Below are 18,408 nucleotides of genomic sequence, written 5' to 3'. Positions count from 1 at the left end.
GTGAAATCAGCGACTGGCTTCCGGTGACTTCATATAGCGGAAGAAATCGCTGTCCGGGCTGAGAACCATAACGTCCTGATTGCTCTGGAAGCTGCTCTCATAGGCACGCAGGCTACGGATAAAGGCATAGAAGTCTGGATCCTGGCTGAAGGCATCCGCAAACAGCTTCGCCGCTTCGGCATCACCTTCACCGCGCAGGATACGGCCCTGACGCTCCGCTTCTGCCAGGGTTTTAGTCACTTCATAGTCTGCGGTTGCACGCAGCTTTTCAGCCTCTTCCTGACCCTGTGAGCGATGACGACGGGCTACCGCTTCACGCTCGGCACGCATACGGTTGTAGATCGCCTCAGAGACTTCCGTTGGCAGGTTGATCTGCTTGATACGCACGTCAACCACTTCGATACCCAATGCCGCCATACTGTTCGGGTTGATCACCGCCACTTTACCGTTGGTTTCAGCCTGAACGCGTTCAGCCGCTTTGGCGATGGCATCGTCAGCCGCTGGGGTTGTCACTTCATCTTCCGTGCCGGCGGAACCGGAGTTCAGCGCATCGCGTACTTCAGAGGTCAGACGACCGCGGGAGTCGGTTACGATGTCGCGTACATCCAGACGACCAATTTCAGAACGCAGACGGTCAGAGAACTTACGTTTCAGCAGCACTTCGGCCTGAGAGACGTCGCCGCCGCCCGTTGCCAGGAAGTAACGGCTGAAGTCGCTGATACGCCACTTGATATAGGAGTCAACGATCAGGTCTTTTTTCTCTTTGGTCACGAAACGGTCGGCCTGGTTATCCATCGTCTGGATACGCGCATCAAGCGTTTTCACTGACTGAATAAACGGCACTTTGAAGTGCAGGCCCGGCTCATAAATGACCGGACGCTTGTCGCTGTCACGCACGACGCTGCTGAACTGGAATTTAATCCCACGCTCGCCCTCTTTAACCACAAAAATTGAGGTGTAAAGCACAACCAGCACGATAATAATGATCGCAATTACTGACTTACGCATCGTTATTCCCCCTGACGCTGGTAGTCGTTACGCTGCGCGTTGGCGCGGCGTTGGTCCATAATGTCACCATCGCTTGAAGAAGAGCGGGTGTTTGCGCTGGCGTTACCGGTAGACGCAGGTGGCAGACGCAGCAGGTTATTCGCCCCGCTGTCGTTCTTTGCGCCCGCGGCACTGGTGCCTTTCAACATCTGATCCAGCGGCAGAACCATCAGGTTGCCACCTTTGCTGTCATTGACCAGTACCTTACGGGTGTGGCTCAGCACTTTCTCCATGGTTTCGATATAGAGACGTTCACGGGTAATTTCCGGCGCAGCTTTATATTCCGGCAGGATTTTCGCAAAGCGAGCCACCTCACCCTGGGCTTCCAGCACGGTCTGGGTCTTATAGGCTCGCGCCTCTTCCAGAATACGCTGTGCCTGACCGTTCGCACGTGGCTGAACTTCGTTGGTGTAGGCTTCTGCCTCACGGATGTACTGCTGTTCGTTTTCACGGGCAGCAATCGCATCGTCAAACGCCGCTTTGACCTCTTCCGGCGGACGAGCAGCCTGGAAGTTAACGTCCAGCAGGGTGATACCCATGTTATACGGACGAATGGTCTCTTCCAGCTCACGCTGGGTATCGCTACGAATAACGGTACGACCTTCGGTCAGGATGCGGTCCATGGTGTATTTACCGATCACGCCACGCAGGGCGCTGTCGGTCGCCTGACGCAGGCTGTCATCGGCACTGGTCACGCTAAAGAGGTAACGTTCAGGATCGGTCACGCGATACTGCACGTTCATCTCAACGCGCACCACGTTTTCGTCTGACGTCAGCATCACGCCGGATGCCGCCAGTTCGCGTACCGATTCAACGTTCACCGCCGTGACGTCATCGATAAAGGTCGGCTTCCAGTTCAGGCCTGGCTCAACCAGATGGCTGAATTTGCCAAAACGGGTGACAACACCGCGCTCGGCTTCTTTGATTGTGTAGAATCCGCTGGCAGCCCAGATAATCACCGCCGCTGCGGCAACAATGCCCACCACACGACCGCCCATATGAGGACGCGGCCCCTGGCCAGTACCGCCGCCAGTGCCTTTACCACCGCCGAGTCCGCCCAGCTTTTTGCTCAGCTTGCGGAAGATATCATCCAGATCGGGTGGCCCCTGCTCGCGACCACCTTTGTTGCCATTTCCCCCGGAGTTGCCGCCTTGATTATTGCTGCTCCCCCACGGGTCGCGGTCTTGTCCGTTATTACCGGGCTGATTCCACGCCATGTATGTGCTCCATATTTGTTATGCGGTGATATACCCTCAAACGCCTGGCATGCCGTAGCATTCGCAGCAGTTCGGGTATCCCAAAGGGCAAAATCCTTCAGGCATCTCCTTTCCGGTCAGACGACGTAGTCGACCAGCGCAGGTTCTTGTTTACAGAGGCGACGCCAGTCGACGATTGGCATACGCACCTGCAACCCCACGCTGCCGTCATCCTCCATCCACTCTTTTTCTATCGCCTGAAGCTGATAAAAACGGCTGCGCAGTCGGCCTTCCTCGGGTGGCAGACGCAGCGTGTGCTGAGCCACTTCACCGGAAAGACGTTCTGTTAAAGCCTGGAAAAGCAGTGGTACACCGACACCGGTCTGCGCAGAAAGCCAGACCCGAATCGGTATGTTCTCTTCATCCCTGTCGATACGCGGTTCGAAATTGTCCAGCATATCGATCTTGTTCATCACCAGCAGCGTCGGGATCTCGTGGGCATCAATCTCTTCCAGCACGATATTCACTGCATCAATATTTTCCTGTACGCGTACATCCGCAGCGTCGATAACGTGCAACAGCAACGTCGCCTGACGGGTCTCCTGCAGGGTGGCTTTAAACGCGGCCACCAGATCGTGCGGCAGATGACGGATAAACCCAACGGTATCCGCCAGCACGGTTTCACCGACGTCCGTCACATCAATGCGGCGCAGCGTCGGATCCAGGGTCGCAAACAGCTGGTCTGCGGCGTAAACCTGGGCCTCAGTAATCTGGTTAAACAGGGTGGATTTACCGGCGTTGGTATAACCGACCAGCGACACCGTCGGGATGTCTGCTTTCTGTCGGGAGCGGCGCCCCTGCTCACGTTGCTTCTCAACTTTTTCCAGCCGTGAGAGGATCTGGGTAATACGGCCACGCAGCAAGCGACGGTCGGTTTCGAGCTGGGTTTCACCCGGGCCGCGCAAACCAATCCCGCCCTTTTGTCGTTCAAGGTGTGTCCAGCCACGCACCAGGCGCGTCGCCAGATGGCGCAACTGCGCCAGCTCAACCTGCAATTTCCCTTCATGGGTACGTGCACGTTGGGCAAAAATGTCTAAAATCAAACCCGTCCGATCGATAACACGACATTCGCACAGACGTTCCAGGTTGCGTTCCTGGGCCGGTGTCAGGGCGTGATCAAACAGCACGACCGATGCGCCAGTCGCTTTAACGGCATCCGCAATCTCTACTGCTTTACCTTCACCAACAAAAAACTTTGGGTGCGGCGCTTTACGGCTACCGGTAATCACCTGCATTGCTTCGACACCGGCGGAAGAGACCAGAGATTCAAACTCCTGGAGATCTTCCATATCTTTGTCTTGCGAAAAATAGATGTGTACCAGCACCGCCTGCTCACCGGCATCGTAACGGTCAAACAAGCGTAAACCTCTCAAAAAAGATCAGCGGGGAACGCAGAAAACCTGGCTCCCCGATATGGAAATAACAGCCAGTAACCTTATTCGGTCTCTTCGCTGTCCTGCGCAGGCGCAGAAGAACCCTGCGCGTTGCTGCCATGATGGTAGTTACTGGAACCGCCGCCAGCGTTATTGCTGTGATGAGATACCGGGCGAGACGGAACAACAGTAGAAATCGCGTGCTTATAAACCATCTGGCTGACCGTGTTTTTCAACAGGATCACGAACTGATCGAAAGACTCAATCTGACCTTGCAGCTTAATACCATTCACCAAATAAATAGAAACTGGAACACGTTCCCGACGCAGTGCGTTCAAGAACGGATCTTGTAAAGATTGCCCCTTAGCCATTCTATCTTTTCCTTATATGCTTGTTTTGTACTTAGAACCTTGCGATTCTGAAAAATTGCGCACGATACGGCTTAATTGTACACATTCAGTCTGCGATATCACCAACAACCTGTAATACATCGTGTAACGCCTGTTGCGGTTTTTCACTGTCTAACCAGTGAACTCCCTCCCAACCGCGCAACCAGGTAATCTGGCGCTTCGCTAACTGTCTCGTGGCGCAAATACCTCGATAAACCATTTCATCATGCGAAATCTCACCTTCAATGTATGACCACATCTGGCGATAACCCACACAACGAATGGAAGGCATATCCGTATGCAAATCTCCACGGGCAAATAGCGCCCGCACTTCTGCTTCAAAATCTGAAGCCAACATCTGATGAAAACGCTGCTCTATTCGCTGATGGAGCAGTTCACGGCTCGCCGGGGCGATGGCGAACTGATGCACCTGATACGGCAGAGCCTCTCCTGACGTTTGCGTCAGTTCCGTTAAAGTTTTACCCGAAATGAAAAAAACTTCCAGTGCCCGGGAAAGCCTTTGCGGATCATTTGGATGAATACGTGCTGCCGCAACCGGATCAATTTCTGCCAGCTGCGCATGCAGTACACCCCATCCCTGCTCTGCTGCCTGATGCTCAATTTTTGCTCTAATGGCCGGATCTGCCGAAGGTAACGGCGACAACCCTTCCAGTAACGCTTTGAAATAGAGCATTGTTCCGCCCACCAACAGCGGGATACGTCCTGCTGCTGTGATCTCAGCCATATGCGCCAGCGCATCGCGACGAAAATCAGCCGCCGAATAAGCCTGCGCCGGGTCAAGGATGTCCAGTAATCGGTGCGGCGCCGCGCGTAACTCGTCTGCGTTAGGCTTTGCCGTACCAATATCCATCCCCTGATAAATAAGGGCGGAATCAACGCTAATCAACTCTACTGGCAAAACTTTACGTAACTCAATGGCTAACGCGGTTTTACCCGAGGCCGTTGGCCCCATCAAAAATATCGCCTTAGGCAGGCGGGTATTGCTTACATCACTCATTTTTCAGGGCGGCCTTAGCCGTTTGTAGATCAACAGGTTGTAATAAACCACCCGGCGGAGCCTTCACCAGCTGCGGACAGAGGCGCTCGACCTCCGCCAGCACGGTGATAGCCTGCGCCATACTCCACGTCGGGTGATCGCTGGCCAGCTGGCGGGCGATCCACTGTGCAGTATTGGCGGCATCAAACGTTGTCTGCTGCGCCAGGTAGCCTATCAGTTCAGGAATCAAGTTTTGTAAATTTTGTTGGCGTAAGGGTAAAGGCACGGCCCGCAGCGTCACATGATGCGATTCCAGCACCATTTCGATCCCCATTTCAGCAAGGGCAGCCTGATGACGCTGCACCACCTGCGTCTCTTGCGGCGAGATTTTTATCCGCACCGGGATCAACAGCGGCTGGGCGCAGGCCTGATGAGGACCGGGTGCCAGCTGCGCCTGTTTCAGCCAGCGTTCAGCGACCGGCAGGGATAACAGCGCCAGATGACCGTCCTGCTCAAGCAGCGCGGCATCGGGTGCAATGATGGTCAGCACCCGACCAAAACTCTGGTTATGGCCCATCAGGGCGGGGGCTGCGGGAGCGGCCTCAGCCGTTTTTTGTGCCGGAGCCGGGGTGTCCAGCAAGGTGCGATACACCGCGCCCGCCTGCTTCTGGTAACCCGGCTGGGCATGAGGATAATTCGCCCCGGACGTCCGGGGAGCTGAGCCGCCAGACGAAAAACGCGGTGCGGCAGGTTCCCGCGCCACAGCGGGTTCAGCAAACTGGTTTTTGCCCGCCGCAATACGGTTTTCCGGGATGGGACGCGGCGCAGGCTCCACGTTACTCAGCGGCAGGTTTGGCTCGGCCTGCTGCTGCAATACGCTCAGCACCCCCTGGTAGATGAAGTCATGCACCAGCCGGGACTGGTGAAAACGCACCTCATGCTTCGCCGGATGGACATTCACATCCACTTGGTGCGGGTCGATCTCCAGATAGAGCACAAATGCAGGTTGCTCGCCAGCGCCGAGTTTATCTTCGCACGCCTGGCGGATCGCATGGTTGATGAGACGGTCACGCATCATGCGTCCGTTCACATAGCAATACTGGATCTCTGCAAAAGCCGCGCTGCTCGCTTTCGGATCGGCCACCCAGCCGCGCAGGGTCATATCGCCATGCTGCCACTCAATGGCCAGCGCCTTTTCAAGAAACGGCGTGCCGCAAATGGCGCCCAACCGGCGCTCCTTCTGCCCGCCCTGCGCCACGGCGCGATACTGGCGCATCATCTTGCCGTTATGGCTCAGATTGATGGTGACATCGAAGCGCGCCAGGGCGATGCGGCGAATAATCTCGTCGATATGGCCAAATTCGGTTTTCTCGGTGCGCATAAACTTGCGCCGCGCGGGGGTGTTATAGAAGAGATCCAGTACCTCCAGCGTCGTTCCCACCGGATGCGCGGCAGGTTTGACCGTCACGTCCATATCCCGGCCTTCGGCATAAGCCTGCCAGGCTTCCGGCTGTTCCGCCGTGCGGGAGGTGAGCGTTAAGCGGGAGACGGAGCTGATACTGGCCAGCGCTTCGCCGCGGAAACCGAGGCTGATAATGGCTTCGAGATCGTCGAGGGAGGCGATTTTGCTGGTTGCGTGACGAGCCAGCGCCAGCGCCAGCTCCTCTTTTTTGATGCCGCAGCCGTTATCACGGATCCGAATGAGCTTCGCTCCGCCGCGTTCAATATCGATATCGATGCGGGTGGCGCCCGCATCAAGGCTGTTTTCCACCAGCTCTTTCACTACCGACGCAGGTCGTTCTACCACCTCACCGGCGGCGATTTGGTTCGCAAGCTGCGGCGGCAGAACCTGAATCGGCATGATAGCTCCTTAATTGGTCGAGGTTGACTCGCCCGGTAACATGGCGCTGGCGGTCTGCCCCGCCCCACCCTGTGGGGCAGACTGGAGCGGATGCGCATCAAAGTACTTACGCAGGCCTTTATAAATCGCTTCGGCAATCTGCTGCTGGTAGCTGTCGCTGGCCAGCAGGCGCTCTTCACCGTTATTACTGATGAAGCCCGTCTCCACGAGAATGGACGGAATATCCGGCGAACGCAGCACACCGAGGCTGGCATGTTCCGGGCGGCGCTTATGCAGGGAACCGACACTTTGCAGCTGATTCAGGACGTTAGTCGCTACATCATACCCGACACGCTGGGAATGGCCGAACTGTAAATCCAGTACTGCCTGGCTCAGGTAGGGATCCGACTGGCTGTTCGCCAGCACGTCGCCCGCCCCGCCTAACAGCTCGGATTGCTTTTCATGTTCCTCAAGCCAGTTTGCCATTTCGCTGTTGGCGCGACGGTTGGAAAGTACCCATACGGATGCCCCCGTCGCGTTGCGATTTGGAGCCGCATCGGCATGCACAGAGACCAGGAAATTGGCATTCTGCTGACGCGCCACATCTGAACGGCCCATGACCGAGATAAAATAGTCACCGTCACGGGTTAACACCCCTTTAAACATCGGGTCGTCGTTCAGCAGGGTCCGCAGCTTACGGGCAATGGCGATGGTCACGTTTTTCTCACGCGTCCCCCCCGGCCCGATGGCGCCAGGGTCATCGCCACCGTGTCCAGCATCGATGGCGATAATAACTTTATCGCCGCTTGCCGGGCGTGCCTGCACCGCGGGACGGGTCACCGTGTTGCTGCTGGTGACGCTGGTAATACGATCGCTGCCGGATTTAAACGGATTTCGTGCGGGCTCCGAAGGGCGCGGTGCAACGACAGGCTCTTCCACCCGCTTCACCACGACCGGTGGCGGCGGAGGTGGCGGTGGTGCATCGGCGTTGATGGTAAAGACCACCATATAGCTCGCGCCGTTTTGTTGCTTTACCGCCCGGGTCTTGCCGTTCTGCGTTAAATCAACCACCAGACGCAGGGACTGCGCGTCTTTTGGCGTACCGGAACGAATGCTGCGCACCAGGTTGTTGCCGCTGAACTGTAACGGCAGCCCCTTGATAACGCCGGTCTGTTTAATATCCAGCGCGACGCTGCGCTTATCGTCCTGGGAAAACGCATACTCAGGATCGCCCATAAAGCTGAAGGTGATCCGGGCCTGAGTGTCTCCGTTGGAAACCTGAATATCGGACAACGTTGCCGCCCCGGCCTGTGCGCAAAACAGCACCGTTGCAGCTATCAGCCAACTTTTAACGCGATTAATCATCCCGTTATCTCTTAACTTAACCGGCTAAACGCGCCAGTATCGAATTTCCTGATGCGGAGAGAGCAGTCACGCGGGCCTCACGCCCTTGCGCCTGATACTCCAGGTGAATTTCAACATCGGGTTCAGGTAACACACCGGTACCCTGCTGCGGCCACTCGACCAGACAAATGGCATCGTTGGCAAAGTAGTCACGGATCCCCATAAATTCCAGCTCTTCAGGATCGGCAAGGCGATAAAGATCGAAGTGGTAGACCATCAGGTTTTCCAGGGTGTAGGGCTCGACCAGCGTGTAGGTCGGGCTTTTCACATTACCCTGATGCCCCAGCGCCTGTAAGAAGCCCCGGCTAAAGGTGGTCTTACCCGCGCCCAGGTCTCCATACAGATAGATGACGGTTGCGCCCTCGCAGGCCTGCGCCACGCGCTGGCCGAGATCTAAAGTTGCTTGTTCGTCGGGTAAAGGGATCACGCGATTAATCATTTTCTACGTCAGTTATTTTCGGGTTAACGACACGCCTTAGCGTGTCAAAAAGATCGGTTGCCAGCATGCCGCGCGTACCATAGTGGTCAGCCAGCCGATCGGCTGCTGCACCATGCGCGACGCAGCCTGCGCAGGCGGCATCATAAAGCGCCAGTTTCTGTCCAAGCAACGCGCCAATAATACCGGAAAGCACGTCGCCCATTCCGCCGCTCGCCATTCCGGCATTGCCGACATCCACGATGCCTGCCTCTCCGCTCTCGCTGGCGACGACGATACCGGCGCCTTTCAGGACGACAACACCACCGTAACGTTTTACCAGACGCTGGGCAGAATGTAAGCGATCGCTTTCAATTTCTGCAACGCTGCAGTTAAGCAGCCGCGCGGCCTCGCCGGGGTGCGGCGTCAGGATGCGATTGTGACGTTTATCTGGGTTGATTGCCAGAAGGTTCAGCGCGTCAGCGTCCCATAGCATCGCATGGCGAAAGTTTTCGACCTTGCGTAGTGCCTCTTTCCCCCACGGCTCCTGACCGAGACCTGGGCCAATCACCACCACATCGGCCCATTGCAGACTGTCATCCAGCACCTTCGGCGTCAGTTCATGCACCATCAGTTCAGGCCGGGCGGTAACGATCGGGGCAATATTTTCGCGGCGGGTCAGGACGCGCACCAGCCCAGCCCCCGTGCGCAGTGCTGCTTCGCCGGTCATGCGAATAGCGCCCGCTGTGCCATGGTCGCCGCCGATAATCACCAGCCGGCCATGATCGCCCTTATGGGAGGTTGGACGGCGTGGCGGCAACCACTGCGCCAGATGCGAGGCATCAAAGCGGGTGATGGCGGTCTCCTGCCCGGCGAGCCAGCCCTCCAGGCCAAGCGCGTGATGATGCAGCGAGCCCACCACATCGCGCGCTTTACCGGTCAACAGGCCCGGTTTAAGAGCAATAAACGTCACCGTATGGTCGGCATTTATGACCGCGCCTGGCGTGGTCCCCGTCTGAGCAACCAACCCGGAGGGAATATCCAGCGCAACGATGGGCGCCGCATGCTGGTTAGCGTGGGCGATCAATCCGGCAACCTCGTCGCGAGGCGCGCTGCGCAAACCTGTTCCAAGAAGGCCGTCAACAATCAGGTCGATGCCTTCCGGCCAGGGGGTATCCGCAGCGTGGATAATCCCCGCCGCATCCAGCCAGGCTTGCCGCGCGTTTGTGGCTTCTTCCGGAAGCGGTTTGTCACTCTCTGTCGCCAGCAGCGTGACGGTAATGCCCGCGGCAAGCGCCAGTCGGGCGACGACATAGCCATCGCCACCGTTATTGCCATGACCGCACAGGATGAGCCAGTGGCGGGATTGCGGATAAGCGGTACGGGCAATGGTGAACGCTGCCTCACCCGCACGTCGCATCAGTTCATAAAGGGTTATACCCAGACTGTCTGCCGCCTCTTTTTCGGCGCGCCGCAGGTCGTCCGCAGGCCAGACAGAGTGTGGTATACTTGCGGGGTTTTTCTTCACAGTATGGTCCGTCATGTCACAGCCCCTCGATCTCAATCAGTTAGCGCAAAACATTAAACAGTGGGGCGCTGAGCTTGGTTTTCAACACGTGGGTATCACCGATACCGATCTCTCTGCCAGCGAGCCCAAACTGCAGGCATGGCTGGATAATCAATACCACGGCGAGATGGAGTGGATGGCGCGTCACGGCATGATGCGCGCCCGCCCGCATGAACTGTTGCCGGGAACCCTGCGCGTGATCAGCGTGCGTATGAACTACCTTCCCACCGGAGCCGCTTTTGCCAGTACGCTGAAGAACCCCTCTCTGGGGTATGTCAGCCGTTATGCCCTGGGGCGTGACTATCATAAACTGTTGCGTAACCGGCTCAAAAAGCTTGGGGAAATGATTCAGGAGCAGTGCGCCACGCTGAATTTTAGACCTTTTGTCGATTCTGCGCCTGTTCTTGAGCGCCCGCTGGCGGAAAAAGCCGGGCTCGGCTGGACAGGTAAGCACTCACTTATCCTCAGCCGCGATGCCGGATCGTTCTTCTTCCTGGGGGAACTGCTGGTGGATATTCCGTTGCCGGTGGATAAGCCGGTCGAAGAAGGCTGCGGCCGCTGTGTGGCCTGTATGACCATCTGCCCTACCGGCGCCATTGTCGAGCCCTATACCGTCGATGCCCGCCGCTGCATCTCCTACCTGACCATTGAACTGGAAGGGGCGATCCCGGAAGAGTTTCGGCCGTTAATCGGCAATCGCATTTACGGCTGCGATGATTGTCAGCTGATCTGCCCGTGGAATCGTTATTCACAGCTAACGGAAGAGGACGACTTCAGCCCGCGCAAGGCGTTGCACGCGCCGCCGCTGACAGAGCTGTTTGCCTGGAGCGAAGCCTGGTTCCTGAAAGTGACGGAAGGATCGGCGATTCGCCGTATTGGTCACATCCGCTGGCTGCGTAATATCGCCGTTGCGCTGGGAAATGCCCCCTGGGATGAAGCCCATCTCCGGGCGCTGGAAAGTCGCCGAGGTGAGCACCCACTGCTCGATGAACACATAGAGTGGGCGGTTGCGCAGCAGATCGCCAAACGAAATGCCTGCGTGGTTGAGGTGCAATCTCCGCAGAAACTCAGGCTGGTAAGGGTCGTCGAAAAGGGGCTTCCGAGAGATGCATGATGTTTCCACAGCCTGTGAATAAAAATTAAAAGGCAGAGAGAGACTGGTTCTGGCTATTGGTCAAGTGATCGAGCTAACATTTTGAAATGAAATTTTCTTTATAAATTTCAAGATATTAAAACGTTACTATTCATCAGGCGAAGTTTCCGAATATTCGGTAAAAAGAGATCAACCTGTGGATAAGTCTGTTAAGAAGAGTTTGTCAGAAATGAAACAAGTCGTCCCCGGCGGGGCTTTCCGCGGTGGATATCTGGAGGAGGAGAAAAAATTTGGAGCGGGAAACGAGACTCGAACTCGCGACCCCGACCTTGGCAAGGTCGTGCTCTACCAACTGAGCTATTCCCGCTTGGGTGGTGTTACTTCTTTGCGAACAAATTTTGGAGCGGGAAACGAGACTCGAACTCGCGACCCCGACCTTGGCAAGGTCGTGCTCTACCAACTGAGCTATTCCCGCTTAATCTTCGTCTTTCAAGACGCCACTGCGTTGGCTGCCTTCACTCACCTTAGTCACTTACTTTAGTAAGCTCCTAAGGATTCGTTCAGTTGCCGCCTTGTTGCAACCTGAAATCCTGCGATTGGTGGTCTTACTTCTCAGCGAACAGATTTGGAGCGGGAAACGAGACTCGAACTCGCGACCCCGACCTTGGCAAGGTCGTGCTCTACCAACTGAGCTATTCCCGCAAAATCTGTGCTGTCGTAACGATGAATTCTCTGTCGTTACGGGAGGCGCATTATACGAGAAATCCTTTCTGCTGCAACCCCCCAAAAAGCGTTTTTTTATAAATTTAGTTCAAGTGCTGCAATATTCGTCACATTGTGCAGATTTAAAGCGTTATACCCCGGCAGGCGCACGCCTGCCGGAAAGATCGCTTATAAATTAATAAAATGTTCGCGGTAGTAGGCCAGCTCCGCCACCGACTCACGGATGTCATCCATGGCCTGGTGGGTACCCTGCTTCTTAAAGCCGTCGAGAATTTCCGGCTTCCAGCGACGCGCCAGCTCTTTCAGGGTGCTGACATCCAGATAACGGTAGTGGAAATACGCTTCGAGTTCCGGCATGTACTTAAACAGAAAGCGGCGATCCTGGCCGATGCTGTTGCCACAAATCGGTGATTTTCCCTGCGGTACCCACTGCTTCAGAAATTCGATTGTCGCCAGTTCGGCTTCGCGGTCGCCCTGGGTGCTGGCTTTCACGCGATCCACCAGCCCGCTGCCGGTGTGGGTGCGCACGTTCCAGTCATCCATCAGCGCCAGCTGTTCGTCGGACTGGTGCACGGCAATGGTCGGCCCTTCCGCCAGGATATTCAGGTTCGCGTCCGTGACCAGCGTGGCGATCTCAATAATGCGATCGCGCTCGGGATCAAGCCCGGTCATCTCCAGATCGATCCAAATCAGATTGTTTTCATCTGCACTCATGTTATTTTCCACCCTTCTCGCATAACCGGCCGTGGCAGGTTAACTACTATTAATTAGTGTGTATCATAGAGGTTTTGCCCAATATGGGCGACCAGGAGCCAGCACGATTGAGTAAAAATAAACTCTCCAAAGGGCAGCAGCGCCGCGTTAAAGCCAACCATCAGCGCCGCCTTAAAACCACTTCAGAGAAGGTCGACTACGACGACAACCTGTTTGGCGAGCCCGCGGAAGGCATCGTGATTAGCCGCTTCGGTATGCATGCTGATGTGGAGTCTGCCGACGGCGACGTTCACCGCTGCAACATTCGTCGCACCATCCGCTCGCTGGTAACGGGTGACCGCGTAGTATGGCGCCCCGGTAAAGCCGCTGCTGAAGGCGTGACGGTGAAAGGTATCGTCGAAGCCGTGCACGAGCGCTCGTCGGTATTAACCCGCCCCGACTTTTACGACGGCGTAAAACCGATTGCCGCCAATATCGATCAGATTGTCATTGTCTCGGCCATTCTGCCCGAACTGTCGCTGAACATTATCGACCGTTATCTCGTCGCGTGTGAAACCCTGCAGGTTGAGCCGCTGATCGTCCTGAATAAGATTGATCTGCTCGACGCCGAAGGCACCGCATTTGTTAACGAGCAGATGGATATCTATCGCAAGATTGGCTATCGCGTATTGATGGTCTCAAGCCGCACTCAGGATGGCCTGAAGCCGCTTGAAGAGGCGTTGACCGATCGCATCAGCATCTTTGCGGGCCAGTCCGGGGTGGGCAAATCCAGCCTGCTGAATAATCTGCTTGGCTTGCCGCAGGAGATCCTGACTAACGATGTCTCCGACACCTCCGGTCTTGGCCAGCACACGACTACCGCTTCACGCCTCTATCACTTCCCGCACGGCGGCGATGTGATCGACTCCCCCGGCGTGCGTGAATTTGGTCTTTGGCATCTTGAACCGGAACAAATCTTTAACGGTTTTGTCGAATTCCACGACTACTTAGGCGCGTGTAAATATCGCGACTGTAAGCATGACAACGACCCGGGCTGCGCCATTCGTGAAGCGGTCGAAAACGGTGAAATTGCGGAAACCCGTTTTGAAAACTACCACCGCATTCTCGAAAGCATGGCTCAGGTAAAAACGCGTAAAAGCTTTTCTGAATCTGATGACTGACAACTAAGCTAAGCGTCGCTAAAATCGTCCCCTTTTTTCAGGTTCCGGCTGTTTAACAGCCGGCTCAGGAACGACAAAACAATGGCCTGGAGGCTACCTTGTTAAACTCATTTAAACTTTCGCTTCAATACATTCTGCCGAAACTGTGGCTCACTCGCCTGGCGGGCTGGGGCGCAAGCAAACGAGCGGGCTGGCTGACTAAGCTGGTAATCGATCTGTTCGTGAAATATTACAAGGTCGATATGCGTGAAGCGCAGAAGCCGGACACCGCCAGCTACCGCACCTTCAACGATTTTTTCGTGCGTCCACTGCGCGATGAAGTACGCCCCCTGAATACAGACCCGAACGTGCTGGTAATGCCTGCCGACGGCGTGATCAGCCAGTTGGGTGCTATCGAAAACGACAAAATTTTGCAGGCTAAAGGCCACAACTACAGCCTGGAAGCCCTGCTGGCCGGTAACTACCTGATGGCGGATCTGTTCCGCAACGGTACGTTTGCTACCACCTACCTGTCGCCACGCGACTACCACCGCGTGCATATGCCGTGCAACGGTATCCTGCGCGAGATGATCTACGTGCCGGGCGATCTCTTCTCGGTTAATCACCTCACCGCGCAAAACGTACCGAACCTGTTTGCCCGTAACGAGCGCGTTATCTGCCTGTTCGACACCGAGTTTGGCCCGATGGCGCAGATTCTGGTGGGTGCGACCATTGTCGGCAGCATCGAAACGGTCTGGGCGGGCACCATTACGCCGCCGCGTGAAGGGATCATCAAACGCTGGACGTGGCCTGCGGGCGAAAGCGAAGGTTCCGTGGCGCTGCTTAAAGGCCAGGAGATGGGCCGCTTCAAGCTCGGCTCCACCGTTATCAACCTGTTTGCGCCGGGTAAAGTGAAGCTGGTAGAGCAGCTTGAAAGCCTGTCTGTGACCAAGCTCGGCCAGCCGCTGGCGGTATCAACAGAGCCCTTCGTTACCACAGAGGCAGAGCCTGCGCCGCTGCCAGCGGAAGAGATTGCCGCCGAACACGAAGCCAGCCCACTGGTCGACGATAAAAAAGACGTAAGCTAAGCAAAAGGTAAACTGACGTGCGCCTGATTATCACTTTTCTGATGGCCTGGTGCCTCAGTATGGGGGCCTACGCAGCGACGGCCCCCGATATCAAACAGATCACGCAAGAACTGGAGCAGGCAAAGGCGGCAAAACCCGCCCAGCCAGAAGCCGTAGAGGTGCTCCAGGCTGCGCTGAACGCCCTTGAGGAGCGTAAAGGCTCCCTTGAGCGTGCCACGCAGTATCAGCAGGTTATCGATAATTTCCCCAAACTTTCTCAAACCCTGCGCGCGCAGCTGAGCGATATCCGTGAAGAGCCGCGTCAGGTGCCCGCGGGCTTAACCTCTGACGCGCTCAACCAGGAGATCCTGCAGGTCAGCAGCCAGCTACTGGAAAAAACCCGCCAGGCGCAGCAGGAGCAGGAGCGTGCCCGGGATATCGCCGACTCGCTGAACCAGCTGCCACAGCAGCAAACCGACGCCCGCCGCCAGCTCAATGAGGTTGAACGCCGGGCCGGGACGCAAACCGGCAATACCCCCCTTAACCAGGCACAGAATCTCGGCATGCAGGCGGAATCCGCCAGATTAAAAGCCCTGGTGGATGAACTGGAGCTGGCGCAACTCTCGGCTAACAACCGTCAGGAGCTGGCCCGTATGCGCTCTGAGCTGGCGAAAAAGCAGGGTGAGCAGTTGGACGCTTATCTTCAGGCGCTGCGCAATCAGCTGAACAGCCAGCGCCAGCGTGAAGCTGAGCGGGCGTTGGAAAGCACCGAGATGCTGGCGGAGAACAGCGAGAACCTGCCGTCCGGCATCGTGGAGCAATTCAAAGTCAACCGGGAGCTTTCGGCCGCGCTTAACCAGCAGGCGCAGCGTATGGATCTGGTGGCCTCGCAGCAACGTCAGGCAACCAGTCAGACCCTGCAGGTGCGCCAGGCGCTGAATACCCTTCGCGAACAGTCCCAGTGGCTGGGTTCGTCGAATCTGCTGGGCGAGGCGCTGCGCGCTCAGGTTGCCCGTCTGCCCGAGATGCCAAAACCGCAGCAGCTGGATACCGAAATGGCACAGCTGCGCGTACAGCGTCTGCGCTTTGAAGATCAGTTGAATAAGCAGCCCCAGTTGCGCCAGATCCACCAGCCGGATGGCAAGCCGCTGACCGCCGAACAAAACCGGATTCTGGAAGCCCAGCTGAGAACCCAGCGCGAGCTGCTGAACTCTCTGTTGCAGGGCGGCGATACGCTGCTGCTCGAACTGACCAAACTGAAAGTGTCGAACAGCCAGCTGGAAGATGCGTTAAAAGAGGTCAACGAGGCGACCCACCGCTATCTGTTCTGGACCTCTGACGTGCGCCCCGTCTCCTTCTCCTGGCCGATTGATATTGTTCAGGACCTGCGCCGCTTAATTTCGCTGGATACCTTCAGCCAGCTTGGCAAAGCCAGCATTATGATGCTCACCAGCAAGGAGACGATTTTCCCGCTGCTGGGGGCGCTGATCCTGGTCGGATTCAGCATTTATTCACGTCGCCATTTCACCCGCTTCCTTGACCGCTCCAGCGCCCGTGTAGGCAAAGTGACGCAGGATCATTTCTGGCTCACGCTGCGCACGGTTTTCTGGTCGATTCTGGTTGCCTCACCGCTGCCGGTGCTGTGGATGACCCTGGGTTATGGCCTGCGCGAAGCCTGGCCATACCCGCTGGCGGTGGCGATAGGTTTCGGGGTAACGGCTACCGTGCCGCTGCTGTGGGTGGTGATGATCTGCGCCACCTTCGCGCGCCCGAACGGGCTGTTTGTCGCCCACTTTGGCTGGCCGCGTAATCGCGTGGCGCGGGCCATGCGCTACTACCTGATGAGCATTGGGCTTATCGTGCCGCTGATTATGGCGCTGATCATGTTTGATAACCTCAACGATCGGGAGTTTTCCGGCTCGCTGGGTCGTCTCTGCTTTATGCTGATTTGCGGTGCGCTGGCGGTGGTAACGCTGAGCCTGAAGAAGGCCGGGATCCCGCTCTATCTCGACAAAGAGGGTAGCGGCGATAACATGGTCAACCATATGCTGTGGAATCTGCTGCTCGGCGCTCCGCTGGCGGCGATCCTCGCGGCCGCCGTCGGCTATCTGGCCACTGCTCAGGCGCTGCTGGCGCGTCTCGAGACGTCGGTAGCGATCTGGTTCCTGCTGCTGGTGGTCTACCACGTGATCCGCCGCTGGATGCTGATCCAGCGCCGTCGTCTGGCCTTCGACCGGGCGAAAAACCGCCGGGCCGAAATCCTTGCTCAGCGTGCGCGCGGCGAAGAGGAGCCAGCCCATATGCTCAGCACCGAAGGAGTAGTGGAGGTGGACGAAACCGAGCTGGATCTGGATGCCATCAGTACCCAGTCCCTGCGGCTGGTACGATCCATCCTGATGCTGATCGCCCTGCTCTCCGTTATCTTCCTGTGGTCGGAAATTCATTCGGCGTTTGGCTTCCTGGAGAACATCACCCTCTGGGATGTGACCTCGACGGTACAGGGCGTGGAGAGCCTGGAGCCGATTACACTCGGCGCAGTCCTGATTGCCATTCTGGTCTTCATCATCACCACCCAGCTGATCCGGAACTTCCCGGCGCTGCTGGAGCTGGCCCTGTTGCAGCATCTGGATTTGACCCCAGGAACCGGATACGCCATCACCACCATCACCAAATACCTGCTGATGCTCTTTGGCGGGCTGGTGGGCTTCTCGATGATCGGCATTGAGTGGTCTAAGTTGCAGTGGCTGGTTGCTGCGCTCGGGGTGGGGCTCGGGTTTGGTTTGCAGGAGATCTTCGCCAACTTTATCTCCGGCCTGATCATCCTGTTTGAAAAGCCGATTCGTATTGGCGATACCGTGACGATCCGCGATCTGACCGGGAGCATCACCAAAATCAACACCCGCGCTACCACCATCAGCGACTGGGACCGCAAAGAGATCATCGTGCCAAACAAGGCGTTTATCACCGAGCAGTTTATTAACTGGTCGCTGTCTGACTCCGTCACGCGTGTGGTCCTGACCGTGCCGGCACCGTCGGATGCCAACAGCGAAGAGGTAACGCAGATCCTCTACACGGCGGCCGAGCGCTGCTCGCTGGTGATCAGCACGCCAGAGCCGGAGGTGTTCCTGGTGGATTTACAGCAGGGGATCCAGATTTTCGAACTGCGTATTTACGCAGCGGAAATGGGCCATCGTATGCCGCTGCGTCATGAGATCCACCAGCTGATACTGGCGGGCTTCCGTGAACACGGTATCGATATGCCGTTCCCACCGTTCCAGATGCGCCTGGAAACGCTGGACGGACGTAAGACGGGAAGAACGTTGACGTCGGCTGCGAAGCAGCGCCCGGCGGGGAGTTTGTAGTGCAAATGCCGGGTGGCGCTAC

At 56.8% G+C, this 18,408-nt stretch carries 14 protein-coding genes and 3 tRNA genes; 4 read left to right on the top strand and 13 right to left on the bottom strand.

Features of this window, described 5'->3' with window-relative positions:
• Positions 1-6: 6 nt before the first annotated feature.
• From hflC to nnr, 9 genes are all read right to left on the bottom strand, one after another.
• On the bottom strand, positions 7-1,008 hold the full coding sequence (gene hflC / locus C3406_RS14930; RefSeq protein ID WP_103822996.1) for a protease modulator HflC: 1,002 nt from the start codon (positions 1,006-1,008) through the stop codon (positions 7-9).
• A gap of 2 nt (positions 1,009-1,010) precedes the next feature.
• Entirely contained in the window at positions 1,011-2,264 is a 1,254-nt protein-coding gene (hflK, locus tag C3406_RS14925; RefSeq protein ID WP_103822995.1) for an FtsH protease activity modulator HflK, read from the bottom strand.
• A gap of 116 nt (positions 2,265-2,380) precedes the next feature.
• Positions 2,381-3,661, bottom strand: a complete 1,281-nt coding sequence (gene hflX, locus C3406_RS14920; protein ID WP_103177967.1) for a ribosome rescue GTPase HflX — start codon at positions 3,659-3,661, stop codon at positions 2,381-2,383.
• Between the two features lie 77 nt (positions 3,662-3,738).
• Positions 3,739-4,047 carry an RNA chaperone Hfq gene (hfq, locus tag C3406_RS14915; protein WP_032616179.1) on the bottom strand — a complete coding sequence of 103 codons (309 nt, stop codon included), beginning with the start codon at positions 4,045-4,047 and terminating at the stop codon, positions 3,739-3,741.
• Between the two features lie 85 nt (positions 4,048-4,132).
• Entirely contained in the window at positions 4,133-5,083 is a 951-nt protein-coding gene (gene miaA, locus C3406_RS14910; RefSeq protein WP_103822994.1) for a tRNA (adenosine(37)-N6)-dimethylallyltransferase MiaA, read from the bottom strand.
• A complete protein-coding gene (gene mutL, locus C3406_RS14905; protein WP_103822993.1) occupies positions 5,076-6,923 on the bottom strand; it encodes a DNA mismatch repair endonuclease MutL in 1,848 nt (615 codons plus the stop codon). The genes miaA and mutL overlap by 8 nt, the downstream gene beginning before the upstream one ends.
• A gap of 9 nt (positions 6,924-6,932) precedes the next feature.
• The gene (gene amiB / locus C3406_RS14900) at positions 6,933-8,267 is read right to left on the bottom strand and encodes an N-acetylmuramoyl-L-alanine amidase AmiB (protein ID WP_103822992.1); all 1,335 of its coding nucleotides are present in this window, start codon (positions 8,265-8,267) and stop codon (positions 6,933-6,935) included.
• A gap of 16 nt (positions 8,268-8,283) precedes the next feature.
• Positions 8,284-8,745 (bottom strand): tRNA (adenosine(37)-N6)-threonylcarbamoyltransferase complex ATPase subunit type 1 TsaE, encoded by a 462-nt coding sequence (gene tsaE / locus C3406_RS14895; protein ID WP_103177963.1) that lies wholly within the window; start codon positions 8,743-8,745, stop codon positions 8,284-8,286.
• Positions 8,738-10,264 carry a bifunctional ADP-dependent NAD(P)H-hydrate dehydratase/NAD(P)H-hydrate epimerase gene (nnr, locus tag C3406_RS14890; protein WP_103822991.1) on the bottom strand — a complete coding sequence of 509 codons (1,527 nt, stop codon included), beginning with the start codon at positions 10,262-10,264 and terminating at the stop codon, positions 8,738-8,740. Before nnr ends, tsaE begins: the two co-directional genes overlap by 8 nt.
• Here nnr and queG point away from each other — a divergent pair.
• The gene (queG, locus tag C3406_RS14885) at positions 10,263-11,402 is read left to right on the top strand and encodes a tRNA epoxyqueuosine(34) reductase QueG (protein ID WP_103822990.1); all 1,140 of its coding nucleotides are present in this window, start codon (positions 10,263-10,265) and stop codon (positions 11,400-11,402) included. The genes nnr and queG overlap by 2 nt on opposite strands.
• Positions 11,403-11,672: 270 nt before the next feature.
• Here the strand turns inward: queG and C3406_RS14880 are convergent.
• The 4 genes from C3406_RS14880 to orn form a co-directional block, all read right to left on the bottom strand.
• A tRNA-Gly gene (locus C3406_RS14880) sits at positions 11,673-11,748 on the bottom strand.
• Positions 11,749-11,780: 32 nt separating this feature from the next.
• Positions 11,781-11,856, bottom strand: a tRNA-Gly gene (locus C3406_RS14875).
• 151 nt (positions 11,857-12,007) lie between these two features.
• Positions 12,008-12,083 (bottom strand) — tRNA-Gly (locus C3406_RS14870).
• A 189-nt stretch (positions 12,084-12,272) separates the two neighbouring features.
• On the bottom strand, positions 12,273-12,818 hold the full coding sequence (orn, locus tag C3406_RS14865) for an oligoribonuclease (protein ID WP_039028434.1): 546 nt from the start codon (positions 12,816-12,818) through the stop codon (positions 12,273-12,275).
• A gap of 107 nt (positions 12,819-12,925) precedes the next feature.
• On the opposite strand from orn, the gene rsgA reads away from it, so the two are divergent.
• From rsgA to mscM, 3 genes are all read left to right on the top strand, one after another.
• The gene (gene rsgA / locus C3406_RS14860) at positions 12,926-13,978 is read left to right on the top strand and encodes a small ribosomal subunit biogenesis GTPase RsgA (RefSeq protein ID WP_168191995.1); all 1,053 of its coding nucleotides are present in this window, start codon (positions 12,926-12,928) and stop codon (positions 13,976-13,978) included.
• Between the two features lie 98 nt (positions 13,979-14,076).
• Positions 14,077-15,045: an archaetidylserine decarboxylase gene (gene asd, locus C3406_RS14855; protein ID WP_103822989.1), complete on the top strand. Its 969-nt coding sequence runs from the start codon at positions 14,077-14,079 to the stop codon at positions 15,043-15,045.
• Between the two features lie 17 nt (positions 15,046-15,062).
• Positions 15,063-18,386: a miniconductance mechanosensitive channel MscM gene (gene mscM, locus C3406_RS14850; RefSeq protein ID WP_103822988.1), complete on the top strand. Its 3,324-nt coding sequence runs from the start codon at positions 15,063-15,065 to the stop codon at positions 18,384-18,386.
• The last annotated feature ends 22 nt before the right edge of the window (positions 18,387-18,408 follow it).

It is taken from the genome of Leclercia sp. LSNIH8, assembly GCF_002920195.1.
Lineage (GTDB): Bacteria > Pseudomonadota > Gammaproteobacteria > Enterobacterales > Enterobacteriaceae > Enterobacter.
The sequence above is the reverse complement of the archived record's forward strand: the minus strand, read 5'-3'. Positions and strand labels throughout refer to the sequence as shown.

What these genes read in the sequence shown, in the direction of transcription:
- tsaE (WP_103177963.1), bottom strand. Translation starts at nt 8,745, where the DNA reads ATGATTAATCGCGTGATCCCTTTACCCGACGAACAAGCAACTTTAGAT.
- queG (WP_103822990.1), top strand. Translation starts at nt 10,263, where the DNA reads ATGTCACAGCCCCTCGATCTCAATCAGTTAGCGCAAAACATTAAACAG.
- hfq (WP_032616179.1), bottom strand. Translation starts at nt 4,047, where the DNA reads ATGGCTAAGGGGCAATCTTTACAAGATCCGTTCTTGAACGCACTGCGT.
- orn (WP_039028434.1), bottom strand. Translation starts at nt 12,818, where the DNA reads ATGAGTGCAGATGAAAACAATCTGATTTGGATCGATCTGGAGATGACC.
- nnr (WP_103822991.1), bottom strand. Translation starts at nt 10,264, where the DNA reads ATGACGGACCATACTGTGAAGAAAAACCCCGCAAGTATACCACACTCT.
- mutL (WP_103822993.1), bottom strand. Translation starts at nt 6,923, where the DNA reads ATGCCGATTCAGGTTCTGCCGCCGCAGCTTGCGAACCAAATCGCCGCC.
- miaA (WP_103822994.1), bottom strand. Translation starts at nt 5,083, where the DNA reads ATGAGTGATGTAAGCAATACCCGCCTGCCTAAGGCGATATTTTTGATG.
- hflC (WP_103822996.1), bottom strand. Translation starts at nt 1,008, where the DNA reads ATGCGTAAGTCAGTAATTGCGATCATTATTATCGTGCTGGTTGTGCTT.
- hflK (WP_103822995.1), bottom strand. Translation starts at nt 2,264, where the DNA reads ATGGCGTGGAATCAGCCCGGTAATAACGGACAAGACCGCGACCCGTGG.
- amiB (WP_103822992.1), bottom strand. Translation starts at nt 8,267, where the DNA reads ATGATTAATCGCGTTAAAAGTTGGCTGATAGCTGCAACGGTGCTGTTT.